Raw genomic sequence first — 17,570 nt, 5'->3', positions numbered from 1 at the left:
CGTGCGGCCCAATTGCAGGACAACAGCTCTCTGTTTGCGCAAGCAATGCCCTGGCTTGAAAATCCCGCAGTTTCTGGATTGTAGAAAAGCTCCGAAGCGCAGGAGCACCGCATGTTTTCGAAATAGACCGGACTGGAGCACTCTGGACACTCAAAAATCTTCACACCGGTCTCCTGGAAAAACAAACGCGTGGACCGTCATTGGTCAAATGGAATGCGCCACCTGCAAACGATTGCCCGGGATGGGCATGGCGGTCCCCGATCTGTCCCAGCGTATCCACAAACGGATTGCCCCTGCAAACAGACAGACCGGCTGGCGGAGCGTGGAACGATCTCCTCAAACGGCAGTTTAGCCATATGATAGACTTCGAACAGTTCACTTTGCGCAGGGAACCCTCGTCATTTCTTATTTGCTGCTTGTCCTGGCCTCCGCATGTCTCGTCGCCAGTCTCCTGCCCCTTGTCCCGGCCGCGCATGGGGCGATCCGCATGTTCGATTTCGGCCGCCTTCAAATCATTGCCATTGCTGCCGCCCTGCTCTGTCTGACACCTGTTCTTTCGGGCGCGTCAACGGAATTGGAAATCGTAATCCTGACCATGCTGGGCGCCTGTCTGTTTATTCAAATGGCGCATGTGTTGCCCTTTACCCCTCTTTGGCCAAAGCAGACGGCGACGGTTGCCGGGCCGCTGGATGAAGCCGGCGCGCTGTCGATCCTGTCTTGCAACGTGAAACAAAGCAACAGGGACTATCAGGCGGTCCTGTCCCAGGTGGCTGCCGTTGAGCCCGACCTTGCGGTTTTCATGGAAGTGGACACCGGCTGGGTCGATGCCCTGAGGCAGGGGATTGCCGGCACCTACATGCGCATCGAGTGCCCGATGGACAACAGTTACGGCATGATGCTCGCCTGCCGTCTGCCTGTCGAAACCTATGAAATACAGCATCGCCTCAACGACCACGTCCCGAGCATCGACGCCGTGATCCGTCTTCGAAACGGTGCCGCCCTGCGGGTGATCGCCCTGCACCCCGAGCCACCGGTCCCCACGCGCGATACGGAAGCCAGGGACGCGGAAATCCTGTTGGTCGGACAGGAAGCCCGCCGGGAAACGCGCCCGATGATTGTGACGGGGGATCTGAACGACGTTGCCTGGTCGCGCACGACACGCCGGTTTCTCAGGATTTCAAGAATGTTGGATCCCCGGCAAGGCCGGGGAGTCTTCAACTCCTTCGACGCGAGATTCTGGTTCTTGAGGTGGCCGTTGGATCACATTTTTCACTCTCATCACTTCGAGATCGAGGAACTGCGGCGGCTCCCCTTTGTCGGGTCCGACCACTTTCCGATGTTCTACCGTCTGGTGTTTCGCGGCAGCGGTGACAACCGGATGCCGTCCCCGGCCACTGCAGCGGACAAGGTGGAGACAGACCAGGTGGTTGCAGCTGAAAAACAAAGGGATCGCCCCCCGGTTGGCGAAGACTGGGAGTGACCGCGCAGGCCTTTGGGGACGCTTTCCACCCGCTGTCCGGCGCAGCCGGCAGGATCGGGGAACCATTGCTCCGAAGGCAACGGGCACGGATTCCGGCGCAGGGTCATCGGCGCGTCCAGTCCTTGTCAAGCTGGGCGCGTTTTTCAGGATCGGTCTCTCCGAGCAGCTTCATGAGACCGACGAGCCCTTCGGCGGCCTGAAGCGCTTCCAGCTCGGGCCTCTTTGAGCGTGCAAACCTGCGCCGTTTCTGGGCTTTCAGGAGGGTTCGGACGGCCTGTCGCGGTGAAAGCAAGCATGAGGGTAAGGTCACGGCGTGACGGTCAACCGCTCTCCGGACCGATTTCCTGCATCCGGGCCTGCAGCCAGAACAAATATTGATCGGCAGTTTCTGCCTGCTCGGCACCGTTGAACCCTCTGAAACTGTCGGCATCGAACTGGCCGCTTTCGACAAGGCTGTCGACGAAATTATACTGATCAAACGCTGCTTTGTAGTTCAACGTAGTGATGTTGCCCAGATTAAGGGTGTTGTTTTCCTGGCTCGGTGTCGTCATCGCCATGGACTGTTCGCGGCTGACATATACAGGCGGCGACCAGTCTGGATCTACGTCACCTACGATTGCAGACCGAACCGTATCTGGGTTGACCTGGATCTCTTGGGGCTTGAGACGCAGTGATATGGGAAGGGACGTCGCAGATATAGACATTTCGTTTCCAATACTTTGCCAGTGCCCGCAGAAAAAATTCAACCAAATCGAGCACTTTCAATATAAGCAGGCAATAGTCGTGCCAATCAACAACATCCGAAGCGGCCGGTCATTTGATGTCTTGCGCGGACACACGCCCCCCAAAAAACGTGGGCACGGATCCCGACGCGGGGTCATCAGCGCGTCCAGTCCTTGTCAAGCTGGGCGAGTTTTTCAGGATCGGTCTCTCCGAGCAGTTTCATGAGACCGACGAGCCCTTCGGCGGCCTCAAGCGCCTCCAGCTCCGGCCTCTTTGAGCGTGCAAACCAGGGCCGTTTCTGGGCTTTCAGGAGGTCCCGGGCGGCCTGCAGCGCAGCCGCGCACACATCCGGATCCCGTTTGAACACTTCGGCGGCAAACAGCTGAAGCGCGGTGCCGGTTTCGGGCCCGGTTTGGTATCCGCTCATGACCTCACCTTTCGTTTGGGTCTGCGCTGCGGCCGGGACGCGAGGCCGTCGATCAGCGCATCTGGGAAGGGCAGCTCGATTTTCTTGAGTTGCGATTGGCGCCATGAAAGCGAGCCGCCGTCGCCGTAGTCCGGTCGGCTGAGCGCATGGCCCATGAGAAGGCAGCGCAGCTCGTAATCGAGCCCGGCTTCCTTCATCCGGGTTTCAAAGGCATGGCGCAGCGAATAGATCCGGTGATGCTCCGACGGCAGGAGACCGGCGCGCCGTAAGTGCCGCATGCCGATTGCGGAAAAGTTCGTTTCCTTGTCGCGGTACCGCGGAAACCCGTCCGGAGCTTTCAGGAAAGCTGCCAGCGACACGCCGACAAGCGGGATTTGGCGTACGCTGGCTTCTGTCTTGATCGCCCGGTCCGCGCGGAAGCGGATTTCGATGAACGGCACGGCGCCCTCCAGATGGATCTGATCGGCGGTGATGTTGCAAAGCTCCGACGGCCGGCATCCGGTTTCAATCAGCGCCAGGAACAAGAGTGCGGCCTCCCGGTCGAGCCCGTCAAAGGCACCGGGGGTCAGCAACCGGTCGAGGATCCAGTGGACCGGGAACGGCGGCACGTCCTGTTTCAAGGCCTTGGGGTCCCGGAAGGACAGGTTCCGGAACGGGTTGTCCCGCCCCTCTTCGCCAATCCTTTGATAATAGGCCTGAAACAGCTGCCGCATGTTGCCGACATCCCGGTTGGCCGAATTGCCCGACAGGGGTTTTGACGGCGCGCCGCGTTTGCGTTTGTGCCCACCACCAGCGCCAGTGCCCGCAGAAGCGTCAGCGCCCATACTTTTATTCGCGCCCGTATTTGCGCCTGTGACCCGCGTCTGCCACCAGTCGAAAAACGCCAGCGCATCGGCCCTTGTCACCGCGTCGACCGGCTTGTCGCCCACCACCTTGATGAAGTTCGCAACCGCCCGGGTCTTCACCTTTTTATAGGCCGCGATTTGCGCCGGGCTTTTGCCTTTCAGGGCGTCGGGGGCAATTTCGGTCAAGTAAATCTCCAGCACCTTGGAGACCAGCACATCGGGCCGCGGCGCCGTTCCAAGGAGCGCCTCCGCATCGCTCTTGCGCTCCAGGTCCGGCCGGCCCTTCAGGACATCGAGCCGGGCGATCAGATCGTCCAGCGGGGCGTGGTTTAAAAGATCGCTGGACGATTTCCAGACAAAGCCGAGGGCGAGCGCCCGCTTCTGCGCGGCCCGGTACCGGGCCGTTGCCGGGTCGGCGGCTGCGGCGCCGCCGCCGAGCAGCGAGGCCCAGAACAGCGTGTCCGCCTCCTCCATGGCATCGCGGCGCAGCCGCGCAACATCAAGGTGTTTGGTCTTGAGAGAGACTTCAAGGGATGACCGGCCGACCAGATCCTTCACGTCCAGCGGCACCTGCCGCCGGTAATACCATGTGCCGGACCGATGGCACTTCAAGAACCGGTCGTCGTTACCCACCGCATTATCCTCTCACACGCATGTGGGGTAAAAACTGGGGTAAATTGTGGGGTAAAATCCGCGATTTCACAAATAAAAAAACCGGCCAGAGGCCGGTTCCTTTATGATCTCAATCACTTGGTAGTGTGATTGATGGTGCGGTCGAGAAGACTCGAACTTCCACGGGGGTTAGCCCACAGCGACCTCAACGCTGCGCGTCTACCAATTCCGCCACGACCGCTTAGTCAGTTTTCTCGGCGCTGATCGCGTCGAGGCGCTCCATGTAGCAAAAGGTTTTGGGAGGCGCAAGAGCCGAGCTTGCAATAATTCACAGGCGCCTAACTTTTTTAAATTCGCCAGATTAAAGCGGTCCTTCTGTGCGCATCGGGCGGGTTTCCGGCGGCCGCATCAGGACTTCGGTAATCGAAATGCCGATGCGTTCACCGAGCAGCACCACCTGCCCTTTTGCCACAAGTGTATTGTTGGCGTAGATCTTGACGTCGTCATCTTCATCCACATCAAGATCGATCACCGCTCCGCGGCCCATGCGCAGCAGCTGGTGCACCGGCATATGGTTTTCGCCGAGCACGACTGAGATATCGACATTGATTTCATCAAAGGTGGCCATAACACGCCTTAGTCCTTAAATAGGGCAAACATTCGCCAGCGCTGATCCTACCACGGGATCGGCAGCCTGCTCAAAAAACAAAGAAGTGTCATCCACATGTCACCTGACCTCCGCGACGCCCTGAACTTTAGTTTTCTGCCGGAAACCGGCTCGGCACCCGTCGAATGGCGCATCTCTGAACACCTAGTCGACTATGAAGCCGCTTCGAGGGAAATGGACGAACGGGTCCAGCGAATCATCGCGGGCGAGGCAAATGAGCAGGTCTGGCTTTTGGAGCATCCGCCGATTTATACCGCCGGTCCCAGAGCCGACGACCAGGACCTGATCGCACCGGACCGCTTTCCGGTCTACCGCACGGGCCGCGGTGGCCAGCACACATATCACGGCCCGGGCCAACGTGTGGCCTACGTCATGCTTGACCTCAAACGCCGCAAACAGGATGTGCGCGGGTTTGTGTCGGCGCTAGAAGCCTGGCTCATCAACACGCTCTGGCACTATCACATTCGCGGCGAACGCCGGGAAGATCGGGTCGGCGTCTGGGTGCGCCGGCCGGACCGCGGCGCAAACGTTGAAGACAAGATTGCTGCGATCGGAATTCGCATGCGCAAATGGGTGACATTTCACGGCATCAGCTTCAACGTGGAACCAGAGCTGGACCATTTCTCCGGGATTGTGCCCTGCGGCGTCAGCGAACACGGTGTCACGAGCCTGGTGGATTTAGGCATCCCGGTGACAATGGCGGAGAACGACAGTGTGCTCAGGGCCGAGTTTGAGAAAATTTTTGGGCCAACGACCTCTGCTTAAGTGCCCGGCGATTTTTCTGGAGACTGCTCAAACGCCAAATGAAGAGAACCCGATAACAAAATTACCACAAATACATTGCCATTAATAACAATAATACTTTGAGTTAACTCAGGTGGATGACGTTATTACGCGTCACACACATCGAAATTTAGTCTTTATTTATCGAAAACAGGCAGTGTCCGACCAATTCAACACATCTGGGACATCGGTTGTGACACAAGCGTCCACAAAACATGCTGCCAAGAGCATCATCACTAAGATCCTGCTGGCGGCTGCCGCAGTAATCATCGCCATCTTCGCAGGCTTCGGCCTTTTCAACGACACCTTGCAACGCTCTGCGAAGTCGGAGGAGATCCGGGACTACATGACCGGGGTCGGCTTTGCGGAAGCCAACTCGGTTCGAAACTGGTTCCAGGCCCGTTTGATGCTGATTACCTCCACAGCGGAAGGCGTTGCCCGGCAAGAGAGCCTCGGCGCTGAATTCTTTGATTTGCCGACCCTGACGTCCAACTTCGATGGCACCTATTTCGGCGCACAGGAAGACGGCACATTCACGATCTGGCCGGAAACCAACTTGCCGGAGGGCTATGACCCGCGCGTCCGCCCTTGGTACAAGGACGCTGTTGCGGAAAACGGCCCGACGATCACCGCGCCCTATCAGGACGCATCCAGCGATCGCCTAATCGTGACGGCGGCAACGCCTGTGAAATCGGGTGGCACCTTGTCTGGAGTGGTCGGCGGTGACTTCGATATTACCGAGATCGCCAAAATGCTCTCAGAGTCCGATCTTGGCGGAAACGGCTATGTGTTTGTGACCGACTCGCTTGGAACGATCCTCATACATCCTGAAAATGAGCTGGTATCCAAACCACTCTCAGACTTGTTTCCGAACGACCCTGTTTCTGTCTCCAGCGATACACAGTATGCGTCGACGCAGTTCGGCGATCGCATCATCCAGTTTGTTCCAATCGAAGGCCTGCCGGTTGATTGGCAGATTGGCCTGTCCCTCGACCGGGGCGCGGCCTATGCCAGCTTGGCGAGCCTTCGCAATTCGGCATTCATTGCCACAGCAATTGCAACGGTCCTGATGCTGGTGATCCTTGGCTCACTCTTCCAGACGTTGCTCGCGCGGCCTTTGGCATCGGTCACCCGGGCCATGAGCGAGATTGCCGGCGGCGATCTTGATTGCCCGGTTCCAGGCGTTGAACGCAAGGACGAAATCGGGTCGATCGCCAATGCGGTGGAGGTCTTCAAGACAAATGGCAAGGCCCAGCGGCAACTGGAAGCGGAACAGGCATCCGAGCAGCTGGCCAAGCAAAACCGCGCAGAAACCGTCGATCGCCTCCTGAACGACTTCAACCACGAAATCCGCGGTGTATTGGAAACCGTTGCCAATGCAACGGGCGAGCTGGAAGGCACGGCCCGTGAACTGGCGGAAACGTCCGAGAAGAGCTCCAACGATGCCGCCTCAGCCGCCAAGACAACGGGCGACACCGCCGCGAACGTCCGCTCGGTTGCAGCTGCTTCCGAAGAGTTGACCTCGTCGATTGCAGAAATTGCCCGCCGGGTTGAAGACCAGGCGAGCATTGCCGGCAAGGCCTCGACAGCTGCAGCCAATACCGATGAGACGGTTCAAAGCCTTGTCGCAACCACGGACCGGATCAGCCAGATTGTCAGCCTGATCAACGACATTGCGGCACAGACCAATCTCCTGGCCTTGAACGCGACCATCGAGGCCGCCCGCGCCGGGGAAGCCGGCAAGGGTTTCGCTGTTGTTGCGTCCGAAGTGAAATCGCTTGCGAACCAGACCGCCCAGGCGACCGAGGAAATCGCCACACAGATCCAGGCCATGCAGTCTGTGTCCGATCAGACAGCAACGGCGATCAAAGACATTGCCAGCGTCATCGGTGAAATGACCGAGATCTCCCAAGACATCTCGGTCTCCGTCGAGCAGCAAAGCATGGCAACAACGGAGATCTCGCGGAACGTCAACGAAGTGTCATCCGGCACGGATGCAATTTCAGAGACCATGTCGCAGGTCTCCAGCGGCGCGCAATCGACCGGACGCAATGCAACCGATGTCTTGTCCACTGCCGAAGCCTTGATGGCGCAATCGAAGACCCTGAGCTCGAAAGTCGACCAGTTCTTCGACGGCATCCGCGCGGCCTAACTCGCCTGTGCAAAAACAATCTCCGCACGGCTCACCACAGCCGTGCGGAGATTGGCGAGATCCGCCGCGTCATCTCTTGTCCCGTCCTGCTTGGCCGCTCCGGCTGACTTGATCTGATTGCCGCCGGCAATATATCTATAAGTTGCAAGGACCAATGCTGACCCGGTGTCACGCTGGACCATTCCGACGAAGGCATTGGATAATGGGATTTTTCAAGCAACTGTTGGTGCTGTGTGTGCTGGCTGGGCTCGCCGGCGGCGGTTACCGGTACTACGATACCCACATGACGAGCGCGGCCGAAGGCTCTGGCGAACGCAGCCAACGGGGTGCGCGAACGGTCAAGGTTGAGGCGGTTCCTGCCAAGGAAACAGAACTCCCCGTCTTTGCCGAAGCGGTCGGTACGACACGCGCCTTGCGGGCTGTCGATATCGTGCCCCTGGCGGAAGGACGCATTGTCGAGATCGACATCAAGTCCGGCCAAGAAGTTACGGCGGGCACCGTTCTTGCGCGGCTGGATGATGAGATTGAACGGGCAACACTTGCAGAAGCCAAGGCACGCGTGAATGAACGCCGCCTCGCCATGGAACGCGCGGAAGCCCTGCGCCAGACCAACACCATCAGTCAGGCAAACCTGGAACAATTGCGCTCCGAACTTGCCATCGCCAATGCCGAACTCGACCGGGCACAGCGCCGCTTGGCGGACCGGACAATCCGGGCCCCGTTCACTGGTGTTTTGGGCATCAGTTCGATTGATCTTGGAGCCCGGGTGGAAACCTCCACCGTACTCACTCATCTAGATGATCTGGCCGAGGTGGAAATCGAATTCCGCTTGCCGGAAACGGTCTACGGGCAGATTGTGCAAGGCCAGCCGGTCACCGCCACCAGCGCAGCATTTCCTGGCCGCTCGTTCACCGGAAACGTTGCTGCGATTGACAGCCGTGTCGATCAAGCATCCCGGTCCTTCCGTGTCCGGGCCCGCCTGCCCAACCCGGATCGGGTCTTGCCGGTCGGGATGTTCATGCGGCTCGAGATCGAATTGAGTATCCGGCAGGCGATTGTTGTTCCGGAAGAGGCGCTCCAGGTCGAAGGCGGGACCATCTTCCTGTTTGTCGCAGATGGAGACACGGCTGAACGGCGTAATGTCACGACCGGCCTGCGCCGCAGCGGCTTGGTTCAAATCTCAGAGGGTGTGGAAACCGGCGAAAGCGTTATTTACCGCGGGATCCAATCGCTGCGCGATGGTAGCAAGATCGAGGTGATCGAAGGCCAGCCCGAAGCCCAGGATGATGCCTCCGGAACACCGGAAACGGCTGCGAAGGCGCAACCGCGTCAACGGAGCTGACGGTCCATGTTGTCCGATCTTGCCATCCGCCGCCCGGTTTTGGCCGCCGTTGCCAGTCTTCTGATCATCGTGTTCGGGATTGGTGTCCTGACCTCCATCCCGGTCCGCGAACTTCCGGACATCGATACGGCGGTCGTCACCGTCACGACAACTTATCGCGGTGCGGCTCCGGACGTCATCGACACGGACCTTACGGAGATCATCGAGGGATCTGTTGCTGGTGTGGCCGGGGTCAAGACAATCAGCTCAAGCAGCCGACGGGGCCGCAGCCGGGTTGTCGTGGAGTTTGAAGTCGGGAACGACATTGATGCGGCGGCAAACGATGTGCGCGATGCTGTTTCCCGTGTCCGGGCAGATCTTCCGGCCGATGCGGACGAACCACAAGTGGTCAAGAACGACGCGGATTCTGACCCTGTCATGCGCCTCGCCGTCACATCCGACAGATTGAGTGCGGCTGAGATCACCGACTATGTCGACCGGTATGTGATCGACAGGTTGGCGACCGTCCCGGGCGTCGCGTCGATTGACACCTATGGCGGCAGGCCAAAAGCCGTGCGGGTCTGGCTGGATCGCCGCGCCATGGCCGCCCGAAATCTAACGGTTGTCGACATTGAACGCGCTCTTCAGCGCGCCAACCTCGAATTGCCGGCCGGCGAACTGGAATCGGATGCAAGGCAATTGTCGGTGCGCCTCAACAGCCGGCTACCGACCGTTGATGCATTTTCAAATGTCGTGATTGAGCGGGTCGGCGGATATCCGATCCGCTTGCGCGATATTGCAACGGTGGTTGCTGGCGTCGCGCAGGACGACACGATTGTCCGGAACAATGGCAAGACTGCCGTTGGTTTGGCGGTCATCCGGCAAAGCCAATCAAACACGCTTGCCATTTCAGAAGCTGTGCGTGAAGAAATCGATGCGCTTCAGCCAAACCTGCCAGCCGACATGCAGATCGAAGTAGGCTCTGACGATGCCATCTTCGTGGGGGCCTCAATCCGGGAAGTTGTGATTGCACTGGGTGTGTCCCTCGGGCTTGTTGTCCTGGTCATCCTGTTGTTCTTGCGATCCCTGCGCGCAACCTTGATACCGGCAATCACGATCCCGATCGCATTGATCGGAACCTTTGCGGCGATCTCCGCGCTCGGGTTCTCGGTCAACGTCCTGACCCTTCTCGCCCTCCTTCTTGCCATCGGGTTGGTGGTTGATGACGCGATTGTCGTTCTGGAGAATATCCAGCGGCGTATCGATCTCGGCGAGAGCCCATTGATGGCAAGCTTCCTGGGCACCCGTCAGGTTACATTTGCGGTCCTTGCAACATCCATGACACTGATCGCCGTGTTCGTACCCCTCTCCTTCCTGCAAGGTCAGGTCGGGCGGCTCTTTGTCGAGTTCGGGTTCGTGATGGCGAGTGCGGTGGTTATCTCGACCTTTGTTGCGCTGACCGCATGCCCAGCGCTGGCATCCCGTATTTTGACCAGATCCAAAACACCTCAAGCCGGATGCAATGAAGGTACGCCTGCCGAGACCCTGGTGCTTCGGTGGTTTCGGAAAGTGGTCACGCTTGCGGTCCGCATGCCGCTTGTCATCCTGGCGCTTGCAGGCAGCATCGCCGCACTCGGCTTTGTCGTCTATGAACAGCTGCCGCGCGAACTGACCCCGAGCGAGGATCGCGGAATTGTTTTTGTGCCCCTGTCGGCCCCGCAGGGCAGCACGGTGGGATTCACCGATCAGGCCTCCCGCCAAGTCGAACGCATTGCAGAGCCACTCGTTGCTTCCGGCGATATCGAAACGGTCTTCACCTACACCGGCACCTGGGGCCGTCAGAACCGGGCCTTTGTCGTCCTTCGCCTCGCAGACTGGGAAGACCGGGAAAAATCCCACCGCGATGTCGTTCGGGCCATGATCCCGAGCATGGGCCAGATTACGGCGGCGCGGGGCTTTCCCATCACACCGGCTGGCCTTGGCTTGCGCGGCAGCCGCACGCCGCTGCGCATCGTTGTTAGCGGTCCTGACTTTGAAAGAGTGAAGGTGTGGGCCGCGCAGCTCCTGGAGCGCGGTCAGGAAAACCCGAACCTGCGCAATCTGGAAATGGACTACGAAGAAAATCAGCCGCAGCTCGACATTTCCGTCGACCGTGAACGCGCTGATGACCTTGGGATTTCCGTAGAGACGATTGCAACGACACTGCAAACGCTACTGGCCTCCCGCGAAGTGACGACCTATCTGGAACGTGGCCGAGAGTATCCGGTCCTCGTCCAGGCTGCGGCCAATGACCGGGCCTCTCCAACGGATATCGAGTTCATCTTCCTGCGTGCAGATGACGGCGACACGCTCGTTCCGCTCAGCGCCCTTGTGTCGCTTGATGTCAACGCTGCGGCTGCAGAACTGCGCCGCTACGACCGGTTGCCGTCCATTACAATCGAGGGCTCCATTGCGGAAGGGTATTCGCTTGGCGATGCCATCGAATACATGGAGGGTGCTGCAGCCGAGATCCTGCCCGCAGAGGCCAGGATCAGCCTTGCCGGTCAGTCGCAACAGTTCCGCGAAACATCAAGCGGTGCTGGTTTCACCTTTGCGCTGGCGCTCTTGATCGTGTTCTTGGTTCTTGCCGCCCAATTCGAGAGCTTTGTCCACCCATTCGTAATCATGCTGACTGTGCCGCTCGGCGTTGCGGGTGCCGTCTTTTCGTTGGCAGCGGCTGGCTTGTCGCTCAACATCTACAGTCAGATCGGCATCATATTGCTTGTGGGACTGATGGCGAAAAACGGCATTCTGATCGTCGAATTCGCAAATCAGCTCAGGGACGAAGGCAAGGACGTTACGCAAGCGGTCATCGATTCAACGGTCCTGCGTCTCCGGCCAATCGTCATGACGGTCGTGTCCACCGTTTTGGGTGCAATGCCTTTGGTGCTGGCGAGCGGAGCTGGTGCCGAGAGCCGCATTGCAATTGGAACCGTGATTGTCGGCGGGTTGCTCCTGTCCGGCATCCTGACGCTGTTCCTGACGCCGGTGCTCTACAGCTTGCTCGCGCGCTTCACCGAACCACGTTCTGCGATCGAGCGGCGGCTAAACACGGAACTCGGCAAACGCGGCCCGGCGGCAGGAGCCGAAACCCCGCCAGCGGAATAGTCCAAACGGGTTTCTGATTTAACCCGCTGTTGCTTCAGTTTGGGCAGGTGCGGGCAATGACTGGACGAAACTTTCCAGTTTAGCCTTGCCGCCGGGAGACCAGCCGAGTCTCACCAATTTTGCGACATCCATCACGCCAACGGGTCCCGGCGCGCGGATCGGCAAGTGCCACTCAAGGCTGAATGTTTCCTTGTAGATCTTCAAAAGGTCCTGAAGATCGAGCAGCATGTCGGACGCATTGAACACATCAAAGACGTCCTCGCTGTCGCCGCGCTTTTCCAGTAGAAGCGCAACCGCATCTGCCAGATCTTCGCCGTGAACTTCCGTGCCAACCCGAGGGATCACGGCATCGCCCTTGGCGAAATCATCCAGCACTTTGGACCATTTGTGGGTTTCCTGGCCCGGAGGGCACCCATAAACGCCGGTGGCCCTGACGACAGTGCCCTTGAAGCTGGCATCGCTCAGCACCTCAAGAGCCAGTTCACCGGCATATTTGACCTTACCGTAAAAGCTGTCCGGGTCGACAGGCGCCTCTTCTGTCAAGACGCCCCATTCGCCGGCACCGGCATAGACCGCCCGGCTGGAGAGGAACACACACTGAGCGACACCAGCAGCCTTTGCCGCCTGGAACAACGCCTGCGTTCCTTCGACGTTCCGGTCAATGAACCCATGGGGGTCGTCCCCCTCCCCATCCCGGTACTTTCCCGGCACATGGGACAGGGCACAGTGGATCAGCGCATCGGCTGCGGGGAGTTCAAATGCCCGATCATCCAGATCCCATTTGACATATTTGTCGGCCGGATTGCCGGACGACGCACGTCCAAGGCACGTGATCTGATGGCCATCCTGGCGCAAACGGCTGGCAATAAACCGGCCGAGTTGCCCCGTCGCTCCGGTGATAAGAATATGCATTGATCGACTTTTCTAGTTCTGTGCGGGCGGTGACGGCAGATTGGCGAGTGTTTCACCAATATCCCGTCCCTCGTGAAAGGCCTGCCACAGATCAATCAGGGGGCGCAAGAGATCTGACCGCCCGTGGTCCGTTTGCCACGGCTTTTCATACTGATAGTGCAGAATGTGGATCTGATCCCAATCCCAGAGATCCGGCAGATTGAACCAAACATATTGCAGCATGTTGTAGAACACCGGCAGGCCATGCCAGTCGGGAAAATAGCTTTCCAGGAAGGTCTGGTCCGTGCGCCGCCAAAACGCCTCAGGGGCATCCAGCTTCTGGAGCATATCCGCATAGGTTGACGCATTCGGGCGGGCGGTGAAGACACCGCTGTTCATCCGGTGAAAGTCGCCCAGCGCCTCATAGACATTCGGGGCGGCACAAAACTCCGGATACCCAAACAGCTTGTCGCAGTTCTTCAAGACGAGTGCATCGGCATCAATGAAGACCACGCTGTCATAGTCTTCCAGTTGCCACAGGCGCAATTTGACGAAGTTGTCGAGCGGGGTGTGAAACACCGGCTTGCCGCCCTTAGTGAACGGCGCCGCCCGGTGCAGCCGTCCCCGCTCGTGCCGCTCATTAAACGCGTCTGATGTCGGCAGGCGGTCACAGCGGCCAAGCCTTGGGGAGAATTCGCGGAGCGCTTCCAGATCGCCCGGATCGACACCCGGCGTATAGAGCACCACGAGATCAGCCTGCGTTCCGCTGAGCCGCAAAGAGCGCAGGAGCGCAGTTGCACCGAGCACATAATCAGCATTGGTCACCAGCGTCACATAGGCGTGTCGACTGCTAGCCGCTTTCTCAAAGACCGGATGATCGCTTGCCATTGGGACTTCAAGAAACAGATTTTAGACGCGGGTGCTCCGGATCGCGTTCGATGTCCACGGCAATCTCCTTCGTCCAGGCAGAGACGGCCGGAACCCGGCTGCGGTCGATCCGGTATGAGAACGCCTTGGCGACATCGACGACTTCACTCAGTAAGCCGTCTTCCAGCTTGATCGGGTTGAGGCCCAGCTGCAGAAACTGGTCATTTTTGACCACCAGATCGTTTTCCGGCGCTTCCTTTCGCGGGTTCGGAAGGTAGGCGATTCTCGCGCCGGTCAACTTGGAAATGAGCTCTGCAAGGTCACGCACCCGATGGGTTTCGGTCATCTGGTTGAACACCATCACCCGGTCGCCACGCTCCGGCGGGTTGTCCAGGGCAAGCTCGATGCAGCGAACCGAGTCCTGAATGTGAATGAAGGCCCTCGTCTGGCCACCGGTGCCATGAACCGTCAGCGGATAGTCGATCGCCGCCTGGATCAGGAACCGGTTGAGGACGGTGCCATAGTCGCCATCATAGTCGAACCGGTTGATCAACTGCTTGTGCTTGAGCGTCTGCTCGGTATGCGTTCCCCAGACAATGCCCTGATGCAGGTCCGTGATCCTCAAGCCATCGTTCTTGGCGTAGAACTGAAACAGGAGCTGATCCAGACACTTTGTCATGTGATAGATCGAACCGGGATTGGCCGGATACAGGATCTCCTGGCTTGCGGTCGCGCCGGAGAGTGTTTCGACGTCAACACTTAAATACCCTTCAGGGATCGCCGCACCGACATTGGAATACCCATACACGCCCATGGTGCCGAGGTGAATGAGATGGGCATCCAGATCAAGCTCCACCATTGCATTGAGCAGGTGGTGCGTCGCATTGACGTTGTTGGTGACCGTGTAATTCTTGTGTTGGTCCGATTTCATCGAATAGGGCGCGGCGCGCTGTTCGGCAAAATGAATAATCGCATCAGGGCGCTCTTCAGCGAGCCATGCCTTGAACACTTCATAATTCTCGGCAATGTCAATCAGATGGAACCGGATCGTGTTGCCGGTTTCCTGTTTCCAGATCCGGGTCCGCTCCTGAATGGAATCCATCGGCGTCAGTGATTGAACACCGAGTTCGGCATCGATCCAGCGGCGGCTCAGGTTGTCGATGATGTGGACTTCGTGGCCCTTGTCGGACAAATGCAGGGACGTCGGCCAGCCAACAAAACCATCACCACCAAGAATTGCAATCTTCACCTGACCACTCCTGCATTCGATCCGATGGACCTGTTCCACCGTCATGATTGTTTCATATGTGAGATCAGATGATTGCGATAATTCAATGACAGTTCAAAGAAGTTTCTTCGAATTGATACACAGAGACAGGATTTTCGCGCACTTTGAAAAAGCTATACCGTTTCACGAACAGCGAAACGCCCGGTACCCGGCTCAACCGGCTCAAGGTCCGAAATGGACGTCACCCGGGCAAGCGCCGGGCCGCGCCACAAGGCATCCATCATGTCGACAACAGTATCTGACGGGCCGGAGAAGACAGCTTCGACAGCCCCGCTTCGAAGATTTCTGGCCCAACCGGAAAGACCGCGCGCTGCCGCCGCCTCCGCACACCAGGCCCGGTAACCGACACCTTGCACCCTGCCCTCGATCAGGAGATGGACGGTCAAAGGATCCTGGGTCATCGGCACTTCCTTATTCCAAAAGCGTTACCTTGGCTCAGAGCTTAGAGTATTGCGGATCGTTTCATACCTGCAGTGGGGCTTTATGCAGCAAAAACAGCGCAGAATTTCTGAGCCGCTCTGCCTTCAGAAGAACATTTGCCTTTATGCTGGACAGCCAACGACCTACATCCAGCCAAGCCCGTAATAAATGAAAGAGGATCTCATAGGCGTGACCACACAGAAAACACTCAACATCCGCGTGCCCAAAGATCCTTCAGAAGCGATCACAGCCATTGTTGCTTATGCAGGCATTGCAAAGAGGCTGCATGTGGAACTCAGCACACATGCAGAAGCGGTCGGGCTGGATCTGGATCAAATCAAAACCGACCTCATCAATGAAGCCAAGAAGGCAGTTCCGCACAGCGACTTCTCGGACCATGAGATCAGAAACTACAACATCATGTTCGAAGCCATCGATACGATCTTCAAACCGATCGACTGATATGGGCTGTCTTTGAAAGGCTCACGCGGTCTTTGGCGCGGCATTTCCCCGCCTCTGCTCATCGAGCATCACCAGGAGCGATGCCCCCACAATAACGAGAGCACCCGGCCAAAACGCACCCGTTGGAGCAAAGCCGAAGGCAATGAAGCCAACGGCAATGTTGAGCGGCAGCTTCAGATGGTCGAACGGCTGAACAAAGGTCGCGTCCGCCTTTTGATAGGCCAGCGCCAAAAGATAGTTCGCAAGAACGGTCAAGAGGCCTGCCCCAACGAGCAAGACAAGCGCCGGACCGCTCACGACGAGACCACCATCGGCGAAGGCCAGCACGGCATTCACGGGCGTCAAAAGGAGCAACAGATAGAGCGTGATGGAATCGGCCTCCTCCCGCCGTGTCAGCTTTTTTGTCACAAGCGACGTTCCAGCCCAAAAAGCAGCGGCTGCAACGGGGAGCAAAGCGCCCCAGTTGAACGCCTGTGACCAGGGCTCGAGGATCACCATCCCACCGGAAAAACCGGCAATGGTCGCAAGCCATCGCACCCAGCCAACTTGTTCCCCGAGAAAGATCCGGGCGCCAAGAATGACGAAAAACGGCGAGGTCATCACAAGGGCAATCGCCTGCCAGATTTCCACGCGCGCCAGACCGGCAACCCACAGCTGAATGCCAATGACGGCCAGGAAAGCTCGCAGGAGGTGCAACCCGAGTTGCTGTGTTTTCAAGGCGGTTCGCCCGCGCCTGAGCACCCAGGGAAGCGCAAAGCCAAGTCCAAGCGCATATTGCCAGAAAGCTGCCGACGTTGACGGCACACCGAGCTGCATTGTCGATGCCTGCAGGGCGCCATTTACGAGCGCAAATGAGGCGCCTGCGCCGACCATGGCAAGCGCTGCCAGCACCGGCTGCGCCTGAAGTGAGGAGGATTTGGTGTCCATCGTCTTCAAGTCCGTTCCAGTTTTCATCCAGAACAGTCTCAATAAGACCAAAAAGCTGCACCGCTTGAGAAAAGCGGCCCAGCCAAGCTCTCTATCATCCGGACTGTAACCGTCGGCTCCGGCATCTCACCGGATCTGCTGACCCTTGGTAAACATGGATTACCAAGGCGCTCGCGGGCTCCAGGTTTCCCTGATACCGCCGGTGGGGACTTTCACCCCGCCCCGAGAACTGTTCCTGAAATCCGTATTTACCCGCCTCAACCGATCGGCGCAACGGCTGCGGGCCGGATAATTCAGTATGACTGAAAACAAAATCTGAGACGTTTCCATCAACCGCAACCTCAAGCCTTATCTCAAGTTGTTCTTGCAGCTCAAGTGGGCTTTGTGAAACGAATTCTAGAAATCATGGCAATGAAAGTGGCGGCGCGTGAAACCAGAAAATATTTAGGACATCACTCGCCAATAAATTAATTCATCGTAAATAAAAATTCAGAAATAAATAGAAAACAATGCATTCATTATTAGAAATTCCCCCTATTAGCCCCTCAAAACAAACAA

General features: G+C 58.1%; 16 protein-coding genes, 1 tRNA gene and 1 riboswitch. Of the genes, 7 read left to right on the top strand and 10 right to left on the bottom strand.

Annotated features, from left to right (window positions below; translation table 11 throughout):
- The first annotated feature begins 487 nt into the window (after positions 1 to 487).
- Both ACVDG4_RS00555 and ACVDG4_RS00550 read left to right on the top strand, forming a co-directional pair.
- Positions 488 to 1,480 carry an endonuclease/exonuclease/phosphatase family protein gene (locus ACVDG4_RS00555; RefSeq protein WP_447233605.1) on the top strand — a complete coding sequence of 331 codons (993 nt, stop codon included), beginning with the start codon at positions 488 to 490 and terminating at the stop codon, positions 1,478 to 1,480.
- Complete coding sequence (locus tag ACVDG4_RS00550; protein ID WP_447233604.1) at positions 1,461 to 1,706, top strand: hypothetical protein; 246 nt, start codon at positions 1,461 to 1,463, stop codon at positions 1,704 to 1,706. Before ACVDG4_RS00555 ends, ACVDG4_RS00550 begins: the two co-directional genes overlap by 20 nt.
- A gap of 94 nt (positions 1,707 to 1,800) precedes the next feature.
- On the opposite strand, the gene ACVDG4_RS00545 is transcribed toward ACVDG4_RS00550, so the two are convergent.
- From ACVDG4_RS00545 to ACVDG4_RS00525, 5 genes are all read right to left on the bottom strand, one after another.
- Complete coding sequence (locus ACVDG4_RS00545; RefSeq protein ID WP_447233603.1) at positions 1,801 to 2,184, bottom strand: hypothetical protein; 384 nt, start codon at positions 2,182 to 2,184, stop codon at positions 1,801 to 1,803.
- Between the two features lie 176 nt (positions 2,185 to 2,360).
- The gene (locus ACVDG4_RS00540) at positions 2,361 to 2,630 is read right to left on the bottom strand and encodes a hypothetical protein (RefSeq protein ID WP_447233602.1); all 270 of its coding nucleotides are present in this window, start codon (positions 2,628 to 2,630) and stop codon (positions 2,361 to 2,363) included.
- A complete protein-coding gene (locus ACVDG4_RS00535; RefSeq protein ID WP_447233601.1) occupies positions 2,627 to 4,108 on the bottom strand; it encodes a DUF6538 domain-containing protein in 1,482 nt (493 codons plus the stop codon). The genes ACVDG4_RS00540 and ACVDG4_RS00535 overlap by 4 nt, the downstream gene beginning before the upstream one ends.
- Positions 4,109 to 4,241: 133 nt before the next feature.
- A tRNA-Leu gene (locus ACVDG4_RS00530) sits at positions 4,242 to 4,328 on the bottom strand.
- Positions 4,329 to 4,448: 120 nt separating this feature from the next.
- Positions 4,449 to 4,715, bottom strand: coding sequence for a FliM/FliN family flagellar motor switch protein (locus tag ACVDG4_RS00525; RefSeq protein ID WP_008192565.1), 267 nt, complete (start codon positions 4,713 to 4,715; stop codon positions 4,449 to 4,451).
- A 96-nt stretch (positions 4,716 to 4,811) separates the two neighbouring features.
- Between ACVDG4_RS00525 and lipB the strand changes: the two genes are divergently transcribed.
- The 4 genes from lipB to ACVDG4_RS00505 all read left to right on the top strand — a co-directional run bounded on the left by lipB (position 4,812) and on the right by ACVDG4_RS00505 (position 12,157).
- Positions 4,812 to 5,519 (top strand): lipoyl(octanoyl) transferase LipB, encoded by a 708-nt coding sequence (gene lipB, locus ACVDG4_RS00520; RefSeq protein WP_447233600.1) that lies wholly within the window; start codon positions 4,812 to 4,814, stop codon positions 5,517 to 5,519.
- Positions 5,520 to 5,730: 211 nt separating this feature from the next.
- Positions 5,731 to 7,689 (top strand): methyl-accepting chemotaxis protein, encoded by a 1,959-nt coding sequence (locus ACVDG4_RS00515; RefSeq protein WP_447233599.1) that lies wholly within the window; start codon positions 5,731 to 5,733, stop codon positions 7,687 to 7,689.
- A gap of 202 nt (positions 7,690 to 7,891) precedes the next feature.
- Positions 7,892 to 9,031 carry an efflux RND transporter periplasmic adaptor subunit gene (locus tag ACVDG4_RS00510; RefSeq protein ID WP_447233598.1) on the top strand — a complete coding sequence of 380 codons (1,140 nt, stop codon included), beginning with the start codon at positions 7,892 to 7,894 and terminating at the stop codon, positions 9,029 to 9,031.
- 6 nt (positions 9,032 to 9,037) lie between these two features.
- A complete protein-coding gene (locus tag ACVDG4_RS00505) occupies positions 9,038 to 12,157 on the top strand; it encodes an efflux RND transporter permease subunit (protein ID WP_447233597.1) in 3,120 nt (1,039 codons plus the stop codon).
- Between the two features lie 18 nt (positions 12,158 to 12,175).
- Here the strand turns inward: ACVDG4_RS00505 and ACVDG4_RS00500 are convergent, their stop codons facing one another.
- The 4 genes from ACVDG4_RS00500 to ACVDG4_RS00485 form a co-directional block, all read right to left on the bottom strand.
- Complete coding sequence (locus ACVDG4_RS00500) at positions 12,176 to 13,069, bottom strand: NAD-dependent epimerase/dehydratase family protein (RefSeq protein ID WP_447233596.1); 894 nt, start codon at positions 13,067 to 13,069, stop codon at positions 12,176 to 12,178.
- A gap of 12 nt (positions 13,070 to 13,081) precedes the next feature.
- Complete coding sequence (locus tag ACVDG4_RS00495; RefSeq protein ID WP_447233595.1) at positions 13,082 to 13,936, bottom strand: glycosyltransferase; 855 nt, start codon at positions 13,934 to 13,936, stop codon at positions 13,082 to 13,084.
- A 7-nt stretch (positions 13,937 to 13,943) separates the two neighbouring features.
- Complete coding sequence (locus ACVDG4_RS00490) at positions 13,944 to 15,164, bottom strand: NAD-dependent epimerase/dehydratase family protein (protein ID WP_447233594.1); 1,221 nt, start codon at positions 15,162 to 15,164, stop codon at positions 13,944 to 13,946.
- A 152-nt stretch (positions 15,165 to 15,316) separates the two neighbouring features.
- Positions 15,317 to 15,604, bottom strand: coding sequence for an acylphosphatase (locus ACVDG4_RS00485; protein WP_447233593.1), 288 nt, complete (start codon positions 15,602 to 15,604; stop codon positions 15,317 to 15,319).
- A 208-nt stretch (positions 15,605 to 15,812) separates the two neighbouring features.
- Between ACVDG4_RS00485 and ACVDG4_RS00480 the strand changes: the two genes are divergently transcribed.
- The gene (locus ACVDG4_RS00480) at positions 15,813 to 16,085 is read left to right on the top strand and encodes a hypothetical protein (RefSeq protein ID WP_447233592.1); all 273 of its coding nucleotides are present in this window, start codon (positions 15,813 to 15,815) and stop codon (positions 16,083 to 16,085) included.
- A 21-nt stretch (positions 16,086 to 16,106) separates the two neighbouring features.
- Here the strand turns inward: ACVDG4_RS00480 and ACVDG4_RS00475 are convergent, their stop codons facing one another.
- Positions 16,107 to 17,039, bottom strand: coding sequence for a DMT family transporter (locus tag ACVDG4_RS00475; protein WP_447233591.1), 933 nt, complete (start codon positions 17,037 to 17,039; stop codon positions 16,107 to 16,109).
- 55 nt (positions 17,040 to 17,094) lie between these two features.
- Positions 17,095 to 17,246: riboswitch (FMN riboswitch) on the bottom strand.
- Positions 17,247 to 17,570 lie beyond the last annotated feature (324 nt).

It is taken from the genome of Roseibium sp. MB-4, assembly GCF_053005265.1.
Note: the sequence above shows the minus strand (reverse complement) of the source record. Positions and strands in the feature narration are given on the sequence as shown.

What these genes read in the sequence shown, in the direction of transcription:
- ACVDG4_RS00495 (WP_447233595.1), bottom strand. Translation starts at nt 13,936, where the DNA reads ATGGCAAGCGATCATCCGGTCTTTGAGAAAGCGGCTAGCAGTCGACAC.
- ACVDG4_RS00485 (WP_447233593.1), bottom strand. Translation starts at nt 15,604, where the DNA reads ATGACCCAGGATCCTTTGACCGTCCATCTCCTGATCGAGGGCAGGGTG.
- ACVDG4_RS00475 (WP_447233591.1), bottom strand. Translation starts at nt 17,039, where the DNA reads ATGAAAACTGGAACGGACTTGAAGACGATGGACACCAAATCCTCCTCA.
- ACVDG4_RS00555 (WP_447233605.1), top strand. Translation starts at nt 488, where the DNA reads ATGTTCGATTTCGGCCGCCTTCAAATCATTGCCATTGCTGCCGCCCTG.
- ACVDG4_RS00545 (WP_447233603.1), bottom strand. Translation starts at nt 2,184, where the DNA reads ATGTCTATATCTGCGACGTCCCTTCCCATATCACTGCGTCTCAAGCCC.
- ACVDG4_RS00500 (WP_447233596.1), bottom strand. Translation starts at nt 13,069, where the DNA reads ATGCATATTCTTATCACCGGAGCGACGGGGCAACTCGGCCGGTTTATT.
- ACVDG4_RS00510 (WP_447233598.1), top strand. Translation starts at nt 7,892, where the DNA reads ATGGGATTTTTCAAGCAACTGTTGGTGCTGTGTGTGCTGGCTGGGCTC.
- ACVDG4_RS00525 (WP_008192565.1), bottom strand. Translation starts at nt 4,715, where the DNA reads ATGGCCACCTTTGATGAAATCAATGTCGATATCTCAGTCGTGCTCGGC.
- lipB (WP_447233600.1), top strand. Translation starts at nt 4,812, where the DNA reads ATGTCACCTGACCTCCGCGACGCCCTGAACTTTAGTTTTCTGCCGGAA.
- ACVDG4_RS00540 (WP_447233602.1), bottom strand. Translation starts at nt 2,630, where the DNA reads ATGAGCGGATACCAAACCGGGCCCGAAACCGGCACCGCGCTTCAGCTG.
- ACVDG4_RS00505 (WP_447233597.1), top strand. Translation starts at nt 9,038, where the DNA reads ATGTTGTCCGATCTTGCCATCCGCCGCCCGGTTTTGGCCGCCGTTGCC.